The sequence below is a fragment of the Streptomyces coelicoflavus genome (assembly GCF_045041415.1).
GTDB classification, from domain to species: Bacteria; Actinomycetota; Actinomycetes; order Streptomycetales; family Streptomycetaceae; genus Streptomyces; species Streptomyces coelicoflavus.
Map to the genome: position 1 here is coordinate 6,980,420 of NZ_CP108218.1, position 15,249 is coordinate 6,995,668.

Genomic DNA, 15,249 nt, shown 5'->3' on the forward strand with positions numbered 1-15,249 from the left:
CTGCGCCGGACGCGCGCGGGGGGAGCCGGCGGCGACGGTGGGGTCGTACCGATTGCCCCCGCCGGAAAGGACAGGCAGAGACCGTGTTCGTCGCCTGGAGAGACCTCAAGTTCGCCAAGGGGCGCTTCGCCCTGATGGGGACCGTCATCGTGCTGATCACCCTTCTGGTGGGACTGCTGTCCGGACTGACGGCGGGCCTGGGGCAGCAGAACATCTCCGCCGTCACCGGTCTGCCCGCCGACCGGATCGCCTTCCAGGCGCCCGGCGGCGGACAGGATCCGTCGTACTCCAACTCCACCGTCACCGAGCGGCAGTGGCAGCGGTGGGCACAGGCGCCCGGGGTCACCGGCGCCGAACCGCTGGGGATCACCACCACCAAGGCCACCGCCGGGGACCGGAGCACCGGGGTCTCCGCCTTCGGCGTCCGGCCGGGCTCCCGCCTCGCCCCGGACAGCGACAGGATCGACGGCAGGTCGGCGGTGCTGTCCACCACGGCCGCCGACGACCTCGGCCTCAAGGCGGGTGACAGCTTCACGGTGGCCGGTCAGCAGCTGACCGTGGCCGCCGTCGAGGGCGACGCCTCGTTCAGCCACACCCCGGTCGTGTGGACCAGCCTCGACGTCTGGCAGAAGACCGCGCCGCCCACCGCCGGGGGCGACGGCAAGACCGCGACCGTGATCGCTTTGAACACCACCTCCGCCGCCGACGTGGCGGCCACCGACCGGGCCGCGGGGACCGAGACGCTCTCCAAGGACGACTCGCTGTCGGCCATCGGCTCCTACACCTCCGAGAACGGCTCCCTGCAACTGATGCGCGGATTCCTGTTCGCCATCTCCGCCCTCGTCATCGGCGCCTTCTTCACCGTGTGGACGATCCAGCGCAGCGGTGACGTCGCCGTCCTCAAGGCGCTCGGCGCCTCCACCGCGAACCTGCTCAAGGACGCGCTCGGCCAGGCCGTCGTCCTGCTGGCCGGCGGCACCCTGATCGGCACCGGAATCGCCGCCGCCCTGGGAGCGCTCGTCGCCGGCTCCGCCGTGCCGTTCCTCCTCACTCCCGCGACCGTCCTCCTCCCGGCCGCCGTGACGATCGTCCTCGGCGCCCTCGGAGCCGCCCTGTCCATCCGCCGGATCACCTCCGTCGACCCGCTGACCGCCCTGGGGAGCGCCCGATGAGCCTGAACCTGACCGACGTCACCCTCACCTACGCCGACGGAGAGGACCGCCTGACCGCGCTCGACCGGGTCGGTCTGGACGTCCCCCGGGGCTGCCTGACCGCCGTGGTCGGCCCCTCCGGATCCGGCAAGTCCAGCCTGCTGGCCGTCGCCGCCACCCTCATCACCCCCGACGCCGGGACCGTCACCGTCGACGGCATCCCCACCACCGGCCTCAGCCGCGGGGAGCTGACCGCTCTGCGCCGCGACAGGATCGGCATCGTCTTCCAGCAGCCCAACCTGCTGCCCTCCCTCACCGCCGCCGAACAGTTGCAGGTCATGGCGCAGATCGACGGCCGCAAGCCCCGTACCGCCCGGGGCCGGGCGATGGAGCTCCTCGACGCGGTCGGGCTGGCCGGGCAGGCGGGCCGACGCCCCCACCAGCTCTCCGGCGGCCAGCGCCAGCGCGTCGCCCTCGCCCGCGCCCTGATGAACGAGCCCACCGTCCTCCTCGTCGACGAACCCACCAGCGCCCTCGACCACGAACGCGGCGCCGCCGTCATCGACCTGATCACCCGCCTCACCCACCAGCAGGCGAGCGCCACCGTTCTGGTCACCCACGACCGCACGCACCTCACGGCGGTCGACCGGGTCGCCGAGGTGCACGACGGCCGCCTGCGCCTGACGGGCCGGTCGGGTCTGTCGGCGTCCGCCTCCTGACGCGGCAGTCGGCAGAGGCTTGCCGCGCGATACTTTCCGATATATCGTTGAGGCATCGCGACTGATCAACGACTGAATGGAGTGATGGCGATGCGCGACCACGGATACGAGCGCGGACACGGTGGACACGGTCACGGCGAGGGCGGCCCCTTCGGGCCCTTCGGCCGAGGGGGCTTCGAGGCCCGGCGTGCCGCCTTCGGCCCCTTCGGACCGGGTGGCCCCGGCGGCCCCGCCGGTCCCTTCGGGCCGGGCTTCGGTCACGGCGGCCCCTGGGGCGGCCGGGGGCGGGGCGGGCCCAGGGGAAGGGCGCGGCGGGGCGACGTACGGGCGTCGATCCTCGCCCTCCTGAAGGACCGGCCGATGCACGGCTACGAGATGATCCAGGAGATCGCCGAGCGCAGCGGCGGGGCGTGGAAGCCCAGCCCCGGTTCGGTGTACCCCACCCTCCAGCTGCTGGAGGACGAGGGGCTGATCGCCAGCGAGAGCGAGGGCGGCAAGAAGCTCTTCGCGCTCACCGAGGCGGGGCGCACGGCGGCCGAGGAAGGCCCGGAGGCGCCCTGGGAGGAGGCCTCGCGGGGCGTCGACTGGGAGGCTCTCAACGACGTCCGGCAGGCCGGGTTCGGCCTGATGGAGGCCTTCGGCCAGGTCTGGAAGACCGGCAGCAAGGAACAGCGGGAGAAGGCACTCGCCGTCATCGGTGAGGCCCGCAAGAAGCTGTACCTGATCCTCGCCGACGAGGACTGACGCCGGACCGGACGAAGGGGCCCTGCGGATTCTGTCCGCGGGGCCCCCTCGTGTGCGCGGTGCATGTCCGGGAGGCGTTCGAGGTGGACCGGCCACGGGGCCGTTCAGTCCACCCGCCGTATCACCGCCGCGTCGAAGAGGTCCCACGCGCGCGGGAAGGCGCTCTCGTCGTGGCAGTGCCACGCCTCCCAGAACAGGTCGGCGAGCAGCGCCTCCGCCGGGGCGTCCACCCGGTACACGTACTGCCTGCCGTCGACGGCGGGCAGCGACACCAGCCAGCACCTGCTCCTCATGCCCCTGTCCGACCCGCGAGGGCGGGTTTCGGTTGCCCCCGGGGGCGCATGGCAAGGCGGCGCGCGCCCAGGGGGCCGAAACGGCCTGATCTCATCCGCAAGGAGGAGATTCCGTCCGGGCGGGTCCACTCTGTGTGGGACGGCGAAATGCTTCCCGCCGGGGATGACCGGGCCCTGAGGGACTGGTGAGCTGGGATACGTGCAACCCCGTATCCCCCGGCAGTCGGCCGGCGAGCAAGGCGGCCGGTGGCCGGACGGCACCGACCTCGAGGACCGGTTCAGCGCGGAACTGGCCTCGGCGGTCTCCGGCGCGCGCCGCCGGGCGGTGCGGGACGGGGACCGGCAGATCGACACGGCCCATCTGCTGCACTCGCTGCTGGAGAGCGACGCCGAGGCCCGCGCGCTCCTGGGGGACGGGCCCAGGATCGCCCGCGTCCTCGGCTACCTCGTGCAGCGCAGCATCGGCTACGGGCTGCGCTGGCAGGGTGCCGTCGAGGACTCCGGCGCCGTACCCGTCGTGTCCGGCGCCGACGGGTTCTCCGCGCCGGCCGCGGCCGCCATGGAGGACGCCGACGTACGTGCGGCCCGGCGCGGGGCGGCCCGCACCGGAGGTGCGGACCTGCTCGCCGCCCTGGTCGCGGACCCGCGTACGCGCGCCGCCGAGGTACTGGCCCGCGCCGCCGTCGAGCCGCACGCCGTGCTCGCCCGGGTGGAGAACCACTTCGAGCCGACCCCTTGAGTCCGTCCCGTCCCCGCCCACCGAGGAGCGCCGCTCCGAGATCCAGTCGGTGAGACAGGTGTCATCGGGGGTGACGGTCATGTCGACCCCTGTCATCATGTGCCGGTGCATACGTCTGACAGCGCCCGCGGCAACCGCGGCAACGGCCCCGGGCTCGGCCTGGCACTCGTCTCCGCGGTCGCCTTCGGCGGTTCCGGAGTCGCCGCCAAACCGCTGATCGAGGCCGGACTCGACCCCCTCCACGTGGTCTGGCTGCGCGTGGCCGGCGCGGCCCTGGTGATGCTGCCGCTCGCCGTGCGCCACCGGGCCCTGCCGCGCCGCCGCCCCGCCCTGGTCGCCGGGTACGGCCTGCTCGCCGTGGCCGGTGTGCAGGCCTGCTACTTCGCCGCCATCTCCCGCATCCCCGTGGGTGTCGCACTGCTCGTCGAGTACCTGGCACCCGCCCTGGTCCTCGGCTGGGTGCGGTTCGTGCAGCGGCGGCCGGTCACGCGGGCCGCCGCGCTCGGCGTCGTCCTGGCGGTCGGCGGGCTCGCCTGCGTCGTCGAGGTCTGGTCGGGGCTGGGCTTCGACGCCCTCGGACTGCTGCTCGCCCTCGGCGCGGCCTGCTGCCAGGTCGGCTACTTCGTCCTGTCCGACCAGGGCAGTGACGCCGGCGAGGAGGCGCCCGACCCGCTCGGCGTCATCGCCTACGGCCTGCTCGTCGGGGCCGCGGTGCTCACCGTCGTCGCCCGGCCCTGGTCGATGGACTGGTCCGTCCTGACCGGCACCGCAGCCATGGACGGCACGTCCGTCGCCGCCGTCCTGCTGCTGGCCTGGATCGTGCTCGTCGCCACGGTGCTCGCCTACGTCACCGGCATCGTCGCCGTGCGCCGCCTGTCGCCGCAGGTCGCCGGAGTCGTGGCCTGCCTCGAAGCGGTCATCGCGACCGTCCTGGCCTGGGTGCTGCTCGGCGAGCACCTCTCCGCCCCGCAGATCGTCGGCGGCGCCGTGGTGCTGGCCGGCGCCCTCATCGCCCAGTCCTCGACCCCCGCGAAGGGCTCGGCGGGCCCGGTGGCCGGTGGGGGACCCGAAAGGGAGTTGTCGAGCCGAGGGACGGCGACCTAGGGTGCGGACCATGCATTCCGACGCACTCGTCCTCCCGCCTCCGGCCGCCTGAGGCGGGCCCCTGTGACGAGCCCGGCGCGTGGTCGCCGGGCCGGACGGTGCTGCCCGCGGACGAGAGTCCCCGCGCCCCGGTCGATCGTTCCGGGACGCCTCGAACTTCCGCGCCCCGTGCGCGTCTGCGGAGAGAACTCGTGTCGAATGCCGTCTCCGGCCTGCCCGTCGGGCGTGGCCTCCTCTATCTGATCGTCGCCGGTGTCGCCTGGGGCACCGCCGGTGCCGCCGCCTCACTGGTCTACCGCGCCAGCGACATGGGTCCCGTCGCCCTGTCGTTCTGGCGCTGCGCGGTGGGACTCGTCCTGCTGCTCGCCGCCCGCCCGCTGCGCCCGCGGGTGCGCCCGGCCGTCCGTGAACCGTTCGGGCGGAAGGCGCTGCGGGCGGGCGTCACCGGGCTCGGGCTCGCGGTGTTCCAGACCGCCTACTTCGCCGCCGTACAGTCCACCGGGCTCGCCGTCGCCACGGTCGTCACCCTCGGCGCCGGGCCCGTACTGATCGCCCTCGGCGCGCGCCTCGCCCTCGGCGAACACCTGGGGGCCGGCGGCGCCGCGGCCGTCGTCGGCGCGCTCGCCGGACTCGCGGTGCTGGTCCTCGGCGGCGGGAGTACGACCGTCCGGCTGCCGGGCGTGCTCCTCGCGCTGCTGTCCGCCGCCGGGTACTCGGTGATGACGCTGCTCACCCGCTGGTGGGGGAGGGAGGGCGGGGCGGACGCCGGCAGCACCTCCGTCGGTGCGTTCGCCGTCACGAGTCTGTGCCTGCTGCCGCTCGCCCTGGCCGAGGGCCTGGTGCCGCACACCGCCGAACCGGTCCGGCTCCTGTGGCTGCTGGCGTACGTCGCGGCCGTCCCGACCGCCCTCGCCTACGGGCTCTACTTCGCCGGTGCGGCCGTCGTCCGGTCCGCGACCGTCTCCGTGATCATGCTCCTCGAGCCGGTCAGCGCGGCGGCGCTCGCCGTCCTGCTGCTCGGCGAGCACCTGACGGCGGCGACCCTGGCCGGCACGCTGCTGATGCTCGGCTCGGTCGCGGGACTCGCGGTGGCGGAGACCCGGGCGGCGCGGCAGGTGAGGGAGGCCGGGACGCGACCGACGCCGGCCTGAGGCCGAGGGGCCGGCGGGGCCCCGGCGCCGTCCGCCCGGGCCGGTGTCACCCGGCCGACAGGTAGTCGGGCAGTGCGGTGGCGGGGTCCAGGCCCGGGTCGGCCACCGGAGCCCCGTACCCCTTGCGCAACGGGACGAGACCGGCCCAGTGCGGGAGGGCCAGGTCCTCCGGTTCGTCGTTCACCCCGCCGGTGCGGAGCTTGGCGGAGACCTCGTCCAGGTCGAGGCGGATCACGGCGGTGGCGGCCAGCTCCTTCTTGTTCGCCGGCCGGGAGTCGCGGGAACGGCCCGGGACGACGTGGTCGACCAGGGCGTCCAGGGCCGTGCGCCGCTCCTCGGGGTCCGTCACCTCGTGGGCGGTGCCGTGCACCACCACCGACCGGTAGTTGATCGAGTGGTGGAAGGCGGAGCGGGCCAGCACCAGCGCGTCGACGTGGGTCACCGTCAGGCACACCGGCAGCCCCGGGTCGGCCGCGCCGGTCATCCGCAACGGGCGCGAGCCCGTCGAGCCGTGCACGTAGAGGCGCTCGCCCACCCGGCCGTACAGGGTCGGCAGGACCACCGGGGCGCCGTCGCGGACGAAGCCGAGGTGGCACACGTAGCCCTCGTCGAGTATCGAGTGCACCAGCTCCTTGTCGTACGCGGCCCGGTCGGGGGAGCGGGTGGGGACGGTGCGGTCGGTGGGCGGGTAGGTGTCGGCCGGCTGCGACGGCGTCCCCGTGGTCCCCTGCATGGCGTTCTCCATTGCACTAGTGCATAATCTTCTTTGTGCTAGGAGACTATCCGATCACCGGGCGGGGCGCTGCGGAGATTTCCGCGAGCGTCGAGCGCGCGGTGGGCTCGGGAGAACTGGAACCGGGCGAACCCCTGCCGCCGATGCGGGAGTTGGCGCAGCGTCTCGGGGTGAACCCGAACACCGTCGCCGCCGCCTACCGCACCCTGCGCGAGCGCGGGGTCATCGAGACCGCCGGGCGGCGGGGCAGCCGGGTGCGCGCGAAGCCGGCCACCACCGGACGCGAGTTCATCCGCGTCGAGGTGCCCGAGGGGGTGCGCGACGTGTCCGACGGCAACCCGGACCCGGCCCTGCTGCCCGCCCTCGGCCCGGCGTTCGCCGCGGCGGCGGAGCAGGGCGACCGCGAACCGGTGCTGTACGGGCACGAGCCCGTGGACCCGGAGCTGGCCCGCGTCGCCCGCGCCGAACTGGACGCCGACGGAGTGCCGGACGGGCCCTTGGCGGTGACGTCCGGCTCGCTCGACGCGATGGAGCGGGTCCTCGCGGCCCACCTCAAGCCCGGGGACGCCGTCGCCGTCGAGGACCCCGGCTGGGGCAGCCTCCTCGACCTGGTGCCCGCGCTCGGCCTGCGCACGGTCGCCGTCCGGGTCGACGACCAGGGGCCGCTGCCCGAGGACGTGCGCCGGGTGCTCGCGGCCGGCGCCCGCGCCCTGGTGGTCACGGGCCGCGCGCAGAACCCGACCGGCGCGGCGGTGAGCGCGGCACGCGCGCGTGCGCTGCGGCCGGTGCTGCGCGAGCACCCCGGGGCGCTGCTCATCGAGGACGACCACGGCCACGGCATCGTCGACCTCCCGCCGCACCCCCTCGCCGGTACGACCCGTCACTGGGCCTTCGTCCGCTCCGCCGCCAAGGCCTGCGGCCCCGACCTCCGGCTCGCCGTGCTCGTCGGCGACCCCGTCACGCTCGACCGGGTGCGGGGACGGCAGCGGCTCGGCCCCGGCTGGGTCAGCCGCGTCACCCAGCGGGCCGTGGCCCGGCTGTGGGCGGACGGCGCGGTGGACGCCCGCGCGGTGGCCGGGGTGTACGGGCGGCGCCGGGACGCGCTCCTCGGCGCCCTGGCGGAACACGGGGTCGCCGGGTACGGGCGCACCGGAATGAACGTGTGGATTCCGGTGCCGGACGAGACCGGCGCCGTGGCCCGGCTCCTGCACGGCGGCTGGGCCGTGGCCCCCGGCGCCCGCTTCCGCCTGAGCACCCCGCCCGGCATCAGGATCACCGTCTCGACGCTGGGGGAGGCCGACTTCGGGCCGCTGGCGGCGGCGGTCGCGGCGGCGGCGGGGCCCGGGGCGGGACCGCCGCGGAGCTACGTCTGAGCGGCCCCGCCCCTCAGACCCGCGATGCCCGGCGTACCGGCGACGGCGCCTGCGGCGCGGGCGCGGCCCCGCCCCGGCGGGTCCCGGACCGGGACTGGGTCAGCGCCGCACCGGCGAGGACGATCACCGCGCCGACGGGGGTCGACCAGGACAGCGACTCGCCGAGGAGCGCGACGCCCGCGGCCGTGGCGATGACCGGGGTGAAGTAGGTGACCATCTGGGCCGTCGTCGGGCCGACCTCGGCGACCAGGTCGTACTGGATCAGGAAGGCGAGCCCCGTGCCGAGGACGCCGAGGGCCGCGACCGCCAGCAGGGGGAGCACCGGGAAGGAGGCCGGCACCGAGGTGAACAACGGTGTCACGACCGCCAGTTGCAGGGTGGCCAGGCCCAGCTGGGTGCCGGTCAGCGAGAGGTGGGAGTGGCTGGAGCCGGCCAGGGTGCGCCGCACGTAGATCCAGCCGACCGGATAGCTCAGCGAGGCCAGCAGCGCCAGCGCCGTGCCCGTGACGTCGAGGCCGTGGAAGCCCTGCCAGACGCCCAGCACCGTCAGGACGCCGAGGAAGCCGACGCCGAGGCCGGCCACCCGGCGCCGCGTCGGCCGGTCCTCGGACAGGGCGACCAGCGACAGGGCCATGCCCCACAGCGGCGAGGTCGCGTTGCAGATCCCCGCGAGCGACGACGGGATCGTCAGCTCGGAGAAGGCGAACAGGGAGAACGGCAGCGCGTTGAGGAGGAACCCGGCGACCGTCAGGTGCACCCACGTCCACGCCCCGCGCGGGAGCCGCTCCCGCTTGACCGCCATCGCCGCCGCGACCACCGCCGCACCGAACGCCAGCCGCCCGAGCGTCACCTGGAACGGCGCGAAGCTCTCGGTGCCCACCTTCATGAAGAGGAAGCTGAACCCCCACACGAGGGAGAGGGCCCCGAAACGCAGCCGCCAGTCGAGGACGCGGCGGGGCTCGGCGGGGACGGGGATCGGGGTGGGGGCGGGGGCGGAGGAGGCCGGGACGCTGCTCATGCCCGCAACGATGCGGCAGCCGTCCTCGTAGCACAATCGAGATTTCACACGGAGTATCTCGTAGTATCGCTTACATGTTGAACCTGGAGCGCCTGCGGACCCTGGACGCCCTCGCCCGGCACGGCTCGGTCAGCGGCGCCGCCGCCGGCCTGCACATCACCACCTCGGCCGTCTCCCAGCAGATGGCCAAGCTCGAGCGGGAGGCCGGTCAGCGGCTCCTCGCCAAGAACGGGCGCGGCGTCCGCCTCACGGACGCCGGCCGGCTGCTCGCCGAGCACGCGGCCCGCATCCTCTCCCAGGTCGAGCTGGCCCAGGCCGACCTGGAGGCGCAGCGCGGACAGGTGGCGGGCGAGCTGAGACTGTCGGCGTTCCCCACGGCCGCCCGCGGACTCTTCCCCGCCGCGCTGGCCACCCTGCGGGCCGGGCACCCCGCGCTGCGCATCCGCTCCTCCGAGCTGGAGCCGGAGCGCGGCATCAGCGGCGTGGTGCGCGGCGACCTGGACCTGGCCGTCGTGCTGGACTGGTACAACAAGCCGATCCCGCTGCCCGACGGCCTGGTCAAGGCACCGCTCCTCGACGACCCCGCCGACGTCGCCCTGCCGGTCGGCCACCGGCTCGCCGCCCGGGACGAGGTGGACCTCGCCGAGTTCGCCGAGGACGAGTGGATCACCTGGGGCGAGGGCGAGTTCTGCCACGAGTGGCTGATGTTCACGCTGCGGTCGAAGGGCATCGAGCCGATCGTCGGCCACCGCGCCGCCGAGACCCACACCCAGCTCGGGCTGGTCGCCGCGGGGCTCGGCGTGTGCATCGCGCCGCTGCTCGGACGCCACCCCATGCCCGCCGACGTCGTCACGGTGCCGCTGAGGCAGCGGGTGCGCCGGCACGTGTACGTCGTCTGGCGGGCCGACGCCGACCGCCGCCCGTCCATCCGGGCGGCGGTGGACGCACTGCGGGCGACGGCGAAGGAGGTGGGCCAGGCGGGGTGAGAAGCGCCCGGCGCGTCCGGCGACCCCCGTACGGCGCGTCCCACGCCCCGCTCGCGGCGACCCGCGCACGGTGCCTCGCACGCCCCGCTCGCGGCGACCCGCGCACGGTGCCTCGCACGCCCCGCTCGCGGCGACCCGCGCACGGTGCGTCCCACGCCCCGCTCCCTCCGCGCCGGCGGCCCCGCCCCCGGCGCGCGCCCGCCTAGGCGGACGCCAGCTTGCGGAAGTCCCAGGAGACGACCTTCTCCGGCGTCAGCCGCAGCCAGGCGTGCCGGCCGTCGTGCGGCATCTCCTGCAAGCCGAAGTTCTTACGGGCGAACAGCGTCTCCGGGACGTCGAGTTCGGCGCACAGCTCGCCGGTGCGCGGCGCCTCGCCCACGAACTCCACGCGGCCGGACAGCTCCGCGCCCCGCAACTCGTCGTACTCCTCGCCGGTGTCGACGACGATCGCCACCCGCGGATCGCGCCGCAGATCCGTCCAGCGCCGGCTGCGCACGACGGAGTACAGCCACATCGACGAGCCGTCCCACACGAACCACAGCGTGCTCACGTGCGGGGCCCCGTCGGCCGAGACGGTGGCGACCCGGCAGGTGCGCTGGGCGGTGAGGAACGCCTCCAGTTCGCCGGGGGTCATCATGATCCGGCGCCCCCGGCGCTGCGTCACGGTCATCCGGCCAGCCGGATCGAGTCCCCGCTGACCGTGATCTGCACGGCGGGCAGCGGTTTGGGCGCGGGACCGCCCTGCACACTGCCGTCGGTGATCGAGAAGTTGCTGTTGTGGCACGGGCAGTTGATGACCCCGTCGGCCACGCTCTTCACGGCGCAGCCCTGGTGGGTGCAGGTGGCGGAGAACGCCTTGAACTCACCGGCCGCGGGCTGGGTGACCACCACCTTCTGGTCGGGGAAGACCTTTCCGCCGCCCTCGGGGATGTCGGCGGTCGCCGCGAGCGCCGGCCCCGCCCCGGCGTTCTCGCCGCCGCCCGAACCGCTGCTGCCCGCCTCCTGGGAGGCGGCGTCCGAGGGGGCGGTGCCGGTGTCGGCCGAAGCGTCGTCGTCCGAGCCTGAGCAGGCGGCCAGCACGGCGGTGAGCCCTGCCGCTCCGGCCGCCGCCACGACGGTACGACGGGCCGGTCCCGCTGCGGGATGAAACGATGCGCTGGTCATGCTGGGGTTCCCTTCCGGGGAGGACGCGTGATGATCTGCCGAGAGGTACGGTCCCGTGGCACGTGCTGTTCAGACCGTGCCGAGATGCTGTCGGGCCGGCGGTCGGGCGGGCGTAAAACACGGCTGTCGATTCGCTGTCGGCCGCGCACCGGCCAGGTACGGCGTCCCCGCGTCACGCCGGTAACCTGGGGCGATGCTGAAGGAAGTCATCGCGACCCGCTACATCACGCCGTTGCGTGAGGGCGGCTCGCTGCCGGGCCTCGTCGAGGGGGACGACCTCGGCACGTACGTCCTGAAGTTCACCGGCGCGGGACAGGGCCGCAAGACGCTCGTCGCCGAGGTGGTCTGCGGCGAACTCGCCCGCCGGCTGGGCTTCCGGGTGCCGCGGCTGGTGACCGTCGACCTCGATCCGGTGCTCGGGCTCGGCGAGCCCGACCAGCAGGTGCAGGAACTGCTCAAGTCCAGTGGCGGCACCAACCTCGGCATGGGCTTCCTGTCCGGCGCGCTCGGATTCGACCCGCTCGCCTTCGAGGTGAGCGCCGAGGAGGCCGGACGGATCGTCTGGTTCGACGCGCTGGTCAACAACGTCGACCGCTCCTGGCGCAACCCCAACCTGCTGCGCCTGCGCGGCGAGACATGGCTCATCGACCACGGCGCCACCATGATCTGGCACCACAACTGGCCCGGCGCCGAGGCCTCCGCCGCCCGTCCCTACGACGCCGCCGACCACGCCCTCGCGCGCTTCACGCCGGACGTCCGCTCGGCCGCCGCCGCGCTCGCGCCGCTGGTCACCGAGGAACTCCTCGCCGAGGTCACCGCCGAGATCCCGGACGTCTGGCTGCGCGACGAACCCGGCTTCGCCACCCCCGACGACCTGCGCAGGGCCTACGCCGCGCCGCTGCTCGCCCGGGCCGCCACGATCCACGAACGCGTCAAGTGAACCAAGGGGGAGCGGTGAGCGACCGCCACGTCTACGAGTACGCGCTGCTGCGCGTGGTGCCGCGGATCGAGCGCGGGGAGTGCGTCAACGCCGGCGTCCTCGTCTACTGCCGGGCCAGGTCCTACGTCGGTGCCCGCACCCACCTCGACGAGGGCCGGCTGCTCGCCCTGGACCCGCGGGTGGACCTGCCCGGGGTGCGGGCGGCGCTGCGTGCCGTCGAGGGCGTGTGCGCCGGAGGGGACGCGGCGGGCCAGGCGGCCGGGGACGACCCCGGCCGCCGGTTCCGCTGGCTGATCGCCCCCCGCTCGACGATCGTCCGGCCCGGCCCCGTCCACACCGGCCTCACGGCCGACCCGGCCGCCGAGACGGAGCGGCTCCTGGACCTGCTGGTGCGCTGAGCGCGGCGGGGGACCGGGCCCGCCCCGGGTGGTCGGACACCCGCGGGGCCGAGCCGTGCCTCAGGCGCGTCGGCGGCGCCGGATCACGAAGCCCGTCGCGAGCGCGGCGCCGGTGACGAAGGTCAGACCGATGCCGATGTCCCAGTCGCTGGGCCCGGTGGCCGAGGCGCCGCCCAGGCCGCCCTGGGTGCCGAGCGTCGGCGTCACGGCGGGGGAGGCCACGGGCGCCGGTGTGGTGACGACCGGGGCGGGCGCCGTCGTGGCCGGACGCGGCAGGGAGGTGGCGGAGATCGTCGGGTCCTGGTCCCGCGGATGCGCCGCGCCGCCGCCCGCGCCGCCGCCCGCGCCGCCGTCCGCGTCCCGGATCTCACGGATTCCGCCCTGGTCGAACGCGCCGTGGCCGGCGGAGTGGGACGTCCCGGGCCGGTTCTGGTCGAGCAGGCCCTCGTCGAGCCGGCCGTCCCCGGGCCGGCCGGGATCGGTTCCGCCCCCGTCGAGACCCCCTTCGTCCGGACGGCCTCCGTCGAGTCCGCCCCCGCCGGGGCCGTTCTCGTCCGGCCGGACCTGGCCGGGTCCGCCCCCGTCGGGCAGCCCCTCGTCCGGGCGACCGTTGTCGAGTCCGCCCCCGTCGAGCCGGCCGTCGTCGGACCGGCCCCCGTCCAGCGGGGCGTCGGCGGACGGATCTTCGTACAGCGCGTCCGGGCACGGCGAATCCGGGGTGCCCGGATCCGCGTCCAGCCCGATCGGTACCGCTTCCTGGTAGGTGAAGCTCCGGCAGTCCTGGCCCAGGTCCGCGTTGAGGTCCTGGGCGGGTGCGGGGTCGGCCAGCGGCACGATCGCGGCGATCGCGACGGCTATGCCTGCTGCACCGGTACGACGGCGCATGGACGCCTCCTTTCCGGCCACGGGTGGCTCGCGCTTCGACGCTATGGGCCCGGCGGCCGGGCGGCCCGCAGCGCTGGGCCGATCGGGCGACCGGGGGCGAGTGGCGCGCCGGGAGGGCCGGGTAATGGATCACACCGGCCCGGTGTCCCGTTGACACCGGGTGCCAGGGCTTCTAGCGTCACGTCTGCGGAAGGTACTAAGCGGTCGCTCACCCAAGGGCGCACGCTCCGCACGGGCCGCATCCCCAGGACGAGGAGAAGCAGCGAATGTCCACCACTGAGCAGCGGGTCGCCGTAGTCACCGGAGCCGCGCGCGGCATCGGTGCCGCCACCGCCGTACGACTGGCCGCCGAGGGCCGTGCCGTCGCCGTCATCGACCTCGACGAGGCCGCCTGCAAGGACACCGTGGAGAAGATCACCGCGGCCGGCGGCAGGGCGCTCGCGATCGGCTGCGACGTCTCCGACGAGGCGCAGGTCGAGGCGGCCGTGGCCCGGATCGCCGAGGAGCTGGGCGCGCCGACGATCCTCGTCAACAACGCGGGCGTGCTGCGCGACAACCTGCTGTTCAAGATGAGCGTCTCCGACTGGGACACCGTCATGAACGTGCACCTGCGCGGTGCCTTCCTGATGACGAAGACCTGCCAGAAGCACATGGTGGACGCCGGTTTCGGCCGCATCGTCAACCTGTCCTCCTCCTCCGCCCTCGGCAACCGCGGGCAGGTCAACTACTCCGCCGCCAAGGCCGGTCTCCAGGGCTTCACCAAGACCCTCGCCAAGGAGCTGGGCAAGTTCGGCGTCACCGCCAACGCCGTGGCCCCCGGATTCATCGCCACCGAGATGACCAAGGCCACCGCCGACCGCGTCGGCATGGGCTTCGACGACTTCAAGGCCGCCGCCGCCACCCAGATCCCGGTCGCCCGCGTCGGCGAGCCCGACGACATCGCCAACGCCATCGCCTTCTTCACCGGCGAGGCCGCCGGCTTCGTCTCCGGCCAGGTGCTGTACGTGGCCGGCGGACCGCTCGACTAGCGAACAGTGAACACGGAGACCAGGAACGGTTGGGAACACTGACATGACTGAACTGCCCGGACTCTCCGGCAAGGTCGCGCTCGTCACGGGCGCCAGCCGCGGCATCGGCTACGGCGTCGCCGAGGCGCTGGTCGCGCGCGGCGACCGGGTCTGCATCACCGGCCGCAACGAGGACGCGCTGAAGGAGGCCGTCGAGAGGCTCGGCGCCGACCGGGTCATCGGCGTCGCCGGCAAGGCGCACGACGAGGCCCACCAGGCCGTCGCCGTCGAGCGCGTGATGGAGGCCTTCGGACGCGTCGACTTCCTGGTCAACAACGCCGGCACCAACCCGGTGTTCGGACCGATCGCCGACATGGACCTGAACGTCGCGCGCAAGGTCTTCGAGACCAACGTGATCTCGGCGCTCGGCTTCGCCCAGCGCACCTGGCACGCCTGGCAGAAGGACAACGGCGGCGCGATCGTCAACATCGCCTCGGTCGCGGGCCTTTCGCCCTCGCCCTTCATCGCCGCCTACGGCGTCAGCAAGGCCGCGCTGATCAACCTCACCGCGCAGTTGGCGCACGAGTTCGCGCCCAGGGTGCGGGTCAACGCGATCGCCCCGGCGGTCGTGAAGACCAAGTTCGCCGCCGCCCTGTACGAGGGCCGCGAGGAAGAGGCCGCCTCCGGCTACCCGCTGGGCCGGCTCGGCGTGCCCTCCGACATCGGCGGTGCCGCCGAGTTCCTCACCTCGGAACAGTCCGCCTGGGTCACCGGACAGACGCTCGTCGTCGACGGCGGCATCTTCCTGAACGCCGGCGTGGCCTGATCTCGCCCCCGAGGCTTC

At 74.3% G+C, this 15,249-nt stretch carries 18 protein-coding genes; 12 read left to right on the forward strand and 6 right to left on the reverse strand.

Translation table 11 applies throughout. From position 1 onward, the window contains the following. The first annotated feature begins 83 nt into the window (after window positions 1–83). From OHA99_RS31355 to OHA99_RS31365, 3 genes are all read left to right on the forward strand, one after another. Entirely contained in the window at window positions 84–1,172 is a 1,089-nt protein-coding gene (locus OHA99_RS31355) for an ABC transporter permease (RefSeq protein WP_153180828.1), read from the forward strand. After that, window positions 1,169–1,870 carry an ABC transporter ATP-binding protein gene (locus OHA99_RS31360; RefSeq protein ID WP_153180829.1) on the forward strand — a complete coding sequence of 234 codons (702 nt, stop codon included), beginning with the start codon at window positions 1,169–1,171 and terminating at the stop codon, window positions 1,868–1,870. The genes OHA99_RS31355 and OHA99_RS31360 overlap by 4 nt, the downstream gene beginning before the upstream one ends. A gap of 90 nt (window positions 1,871–1,960) precedes the next feature. Continuing rightward, on the forward strand, window positions 1,961–2,614 hold the full coding sequence (locus OHA99_RS31365) for a PadR family transcriptional regulator (protein WP_153180830.1): 654 nt from the start codon (window positions 1,961–1,963) through the stop codon (window positions 2,612–2,614). Between the two features lie 104 nt (window positions 2,615–2,718). Here OHA99_RS31365 and OHA99_RS31370 read toward each other — a convergent pair whose 3' ends face one another. Further along, window positions 2,719–2,907 (reverse strand): hypothetical protein, encoded by a 189-nt coding sequence (locus OHA99_RS31370; protein ID WP_007447311.1) that lies wholly within the window; start codon window positions 2,905–2,907, stop codon window positions 2,719–2,721. Between the two features lie 199 nt (window positions 2,908–3,106). Here OHA99_RS31370 and OHA99_RS31375 point away from each other — a divergent pair, with 199 nt between their 5' ends. The 3 genes from OHA99_RS31375 to OHA99_RS31385 all read left to right on the forward strand — a co-directional run bounded on the left by OHA99_RS31375 (window position 3,107) and on the right by OHA99_RS31385 (window position 5,901). Beyond that, window positions 3,107–3,646: a Clp protease N-terminal domain-containing protein gene (locus OHA99_RS31375; protein ID WP_405698449.1), complete on the forward strand. Its 540-nt coding sequence runs from the start codon at window positions 3,107–3,109 to the stop codon at window positions 3,644–3,646. Window positions 3,647–3,745: 99 nt separating this feature from the next. Next, the gene (locus OHA99_RS31380) at window positions 3,746–4,750 is read left to right on the forward strand and encodes an EamA family transporter (RefSeq protein ID WP_366473439.1); all 1,005 of its coding nucleotides are present in this window, start codon (window positions 3,746–3,748) and stop codon (window positions 4,748–4,750) included. Window positions 4,751–4,941: 191 nt separating this feature from the next. Then, entirely contained in the window at window positions 4,942–5,901 is a 960-nt protein-coding gene (locus tag OHA99_RS31385; protein WP_153180833.1) for a DMT family transporter, read from the forward strand. 46 nt (window positions 5,902–5,947) lie between these two features. On the opposite strand, the gene OHA99_RS31390 is transcribed toward OHA99_RS31385, so the two are convergent. Then, window positions 5,948–6,634, reverse strand: coding sequence for a pyridoxamine 5'-phosphate oxidase family protein (locus OHA99_RS31390; RefSeq protein ID WP_153180834.1), 687 nt, complete (start codon window positions 6,632–6,634; stop codon window positions 5,948–5,950). Between the two features lie 35 nt (window positions 6,635–6,669). On the opposite strand from OHA99_RS31390, the gene OHA99_RS31395 reads away from it, so the two are divergent. Further along, window positions 6,670–8,007, forward strand: a complete 1,338-nt coding sequence (locus OHA99_RS31395) for an aminotransferase class I/II-fold pyridoxal phosphate-dependent enzyme (protein ID WP_153180835.1) — start codon at window positions 6,670–6,672, stop codon at window positions 8,005–8,007. Window positions 8,008–8,020: 13 nt separating this feature from the next. On the opposite strand, the gene OHA99_RS31400 is transcribed toward OHA99_RS31395, so the two are convergent. Then, the gene (locus OHA99_RS31400; protein WP_366473437.1) at window positions 8,021–9,025 is read right to left on the reverse strand and encodes a DMT family transporter; all 1,005 of its coding nucleotides are present in this window, start codon (window positions 9,023–9,025) and stop codon (window positions 8,021–8,023) included. 74 nt (window positions 9,026–9,099) lie between these two features. Between OHA99_RS31400 and OHA99_RS31405 the strand changes: the two genes are divergently transcribed. Beyond that, window positions 9,100–10,011, forward strand: coding sequence for a LysR family transcriptional regulator (locus tag OHA99_RS31405; RefSeq protein ID WP_007389864.1), 912 nt, complete (start codon window positions 9,100–9,102; stop codon window positions 10,009–10,011). 202 nt (window positions 10,012–10,213) lie between these two features. On the opposite strand, the gene OHA99_RS31410 is transcribed toward OHA99_RS31405, so the two are convergent. Both OHA99_RS31410 and OHA99_RS31415 read right to left on the reverse strand, forming a co-directional pair. Further along, the gene (locus OHA99_RS31410; RefSeq protein WP_165686597.1) at window positions 10,214–10,681 is read right to left on the reverse strand and encodes a pyridoxamine 5'-phosphate oxidase family protein; all 468 of its coding nucleotides are present in this window, start codon (window positions 10,679–10,681) and stop codon (window positions 10,214–10,216) included. Then, entirely contained in the window at window positions 10,678–11,175 is a 498-nt protein-coding gene (locus OHA99_RS31415) for a Rieske (2Fe-2S) protein (RefSeq protein ID WP_042825749.1), read from the reverse strand. Before OHA99_RS31415 ends, OHA99_RS31410 begins: the two co-directional genes overlap by 4 nt. A gap of 193 nt (window positions 11,176–11,368) precedes the next feature. Here OHA99_RS31415 and OHA99_RS31420 point away from each other — a divergent pair, with 193 nt between their 5' ends. Further along, entirely contained in the window at window positions 11,369–12,115 is a 747-nt protein-coding gene (locus OHA99_RS31420; protein ID WP_366473436.1) for a HipA family kinase, read from the forward strand. A 14-nt stretch (window positions 12,116–12,129) separates the two neighbouring features. Continuing rightward, window positions 12,130–12,513: a DUF3037 domain-containing protein gene (locus OHA99_RS31425; protein WP_164385527.1), complete on the forward strand. Its 384-nt coding sequence runs from the start codon at window positions 12,130–12,132 to the stop codon at window positions 12,511–12,513. Between the two features lie 60 nt (window positions 12,514–12,573). Here OHA99_RS31425 and OHA99_RS31430 read toward each other — a convergent pair whose 3' ends face one another. Then, on the reverse strand, window positions 12,574–13,398 hold the full coding sequence (locus tag OHA99_RS31430) for a hypothetical protein (protein ID WP_405698450.1): 825 nt from the start codon (window positions 13,396–13,398) through the stop codon (window positions 12,574–12,576). 266 nt (window positions 13,399–13,664) lie between these two features. On the opposite strand from OHA99_RS31430, the gene fabG reads away from it, so the two are divergent. Further along, window positions 13,665–14,426, forward strand: coding sequence for a 3-oxoacyl-ACP reductase FabG (fabG, locus tag OHA99_RS31435; protein ID WP_153180840.1), 762 nt, complete (start codon window positions 13,665–13,667; stop codon window positions 14,424–14,426). Window positions 14,427–14,469: 43 nt separating this feature from the next. Beyond that, entirely contained in the window at window positions 14,470–15,231 is a 762-nt protein-coding gene (locus OHA99_RS31440) for an SDR family oxidoreductase (RefSeq protein ID WP_153180841.1), read from the forward strand. The last annotated feature ends 18 nt before the right edge of the window (window positions 15,232–15,249 follow it).

Excerpts from the sequence above, each read along its gene's own strand:
- OHA99_RS31360 (WP_153180829.1), top strand. The coding sequence starts at position 1,169 with ATGAGCCTGAACCTGACCGACGTCACCCTCACCTACGCCGACGGAGAG.
- OHA99_RS31365 (WP_153180830.1), top strand. The coding sequence starts at position 1,961 with ATGCGCGACCACGGATACGAGCGCGGACACGGTGGACACGGTCACGGC.
- OHA99_RS31370 (WP_007447311.1), bottom strand. The coding sequence starts at position 2,907 with ATGAGGAGCAGGTGCTGGCTGGTGTCGCTGCCCGCCGTCGACGGCAGG.
- OHA99_RS31390 (WP_153180834.1), bottom strand. The coding sequence starts at position 6,634 with ATGCAGGGGACCACGGGGACGCCGTCGCAGCCGGCCGACACCTACCCG.
- OHA99_RS31400 (WP_366473437.1), bottom strand. The coding sequence starts at position 9,025 with ATGAGCAGCGTCCCGGCCTCCTCCGCCCCCGCCCCCACCCCGATCCCC.
- OHA99_RS31405 (WP_007389864.1), top strand. The coding sequence starts at position 9,100 with ATGTTGAACCTGGAGCGCCTGCGGACCCTGGACGCCCTCGCCCGGCAC.
- OHA99_RS31410 (WP_165686597.1), bottom strand. The coding sequence starts at position 10,681 with ATGACCGTGACGCAGCGCCGGGGGCGCCGGATCATGATGACCCCCGGC.
- OHA99_RS31415 (WP_042825749.1), bottom strand. The coding sequence starts at position 11,175 with ATGACCAGCGCATCGTTTCATCCCGCAGCGGGACCGGCCCGTCGTACC.
- OHA99_RS31420 (WP_366473436.1), top strand. The coding sequence starts at position 11,369 with ATGCTGAAGGAAGTCATCGCGACCCGCTACATCACGCCGTTGCGTGAG.
- OHA99_RS31430 (WP_405698450.1), bottom strand. The coding sequence starts at position 13,398 with ATGCGCCGTCGTACCGGTGCAGCAGGCATAGCCGTCGCGATCGCCGCG.
- fabG (WP_153180840.1), top strand. The coding sequence starts at position 13,665 with ATGTCCACCACTGAGCAGCGGGTCGCCGTAGTCACCGGAGCCGCGCGC.
- OHA99_RS31440 (WP_153180841.1), top strand. The coding sequence starts at position 14,470 with ATGACTGAACTGCCCGGACTCTCCGGCAAGGTCGCGCTCGTCACGGGC.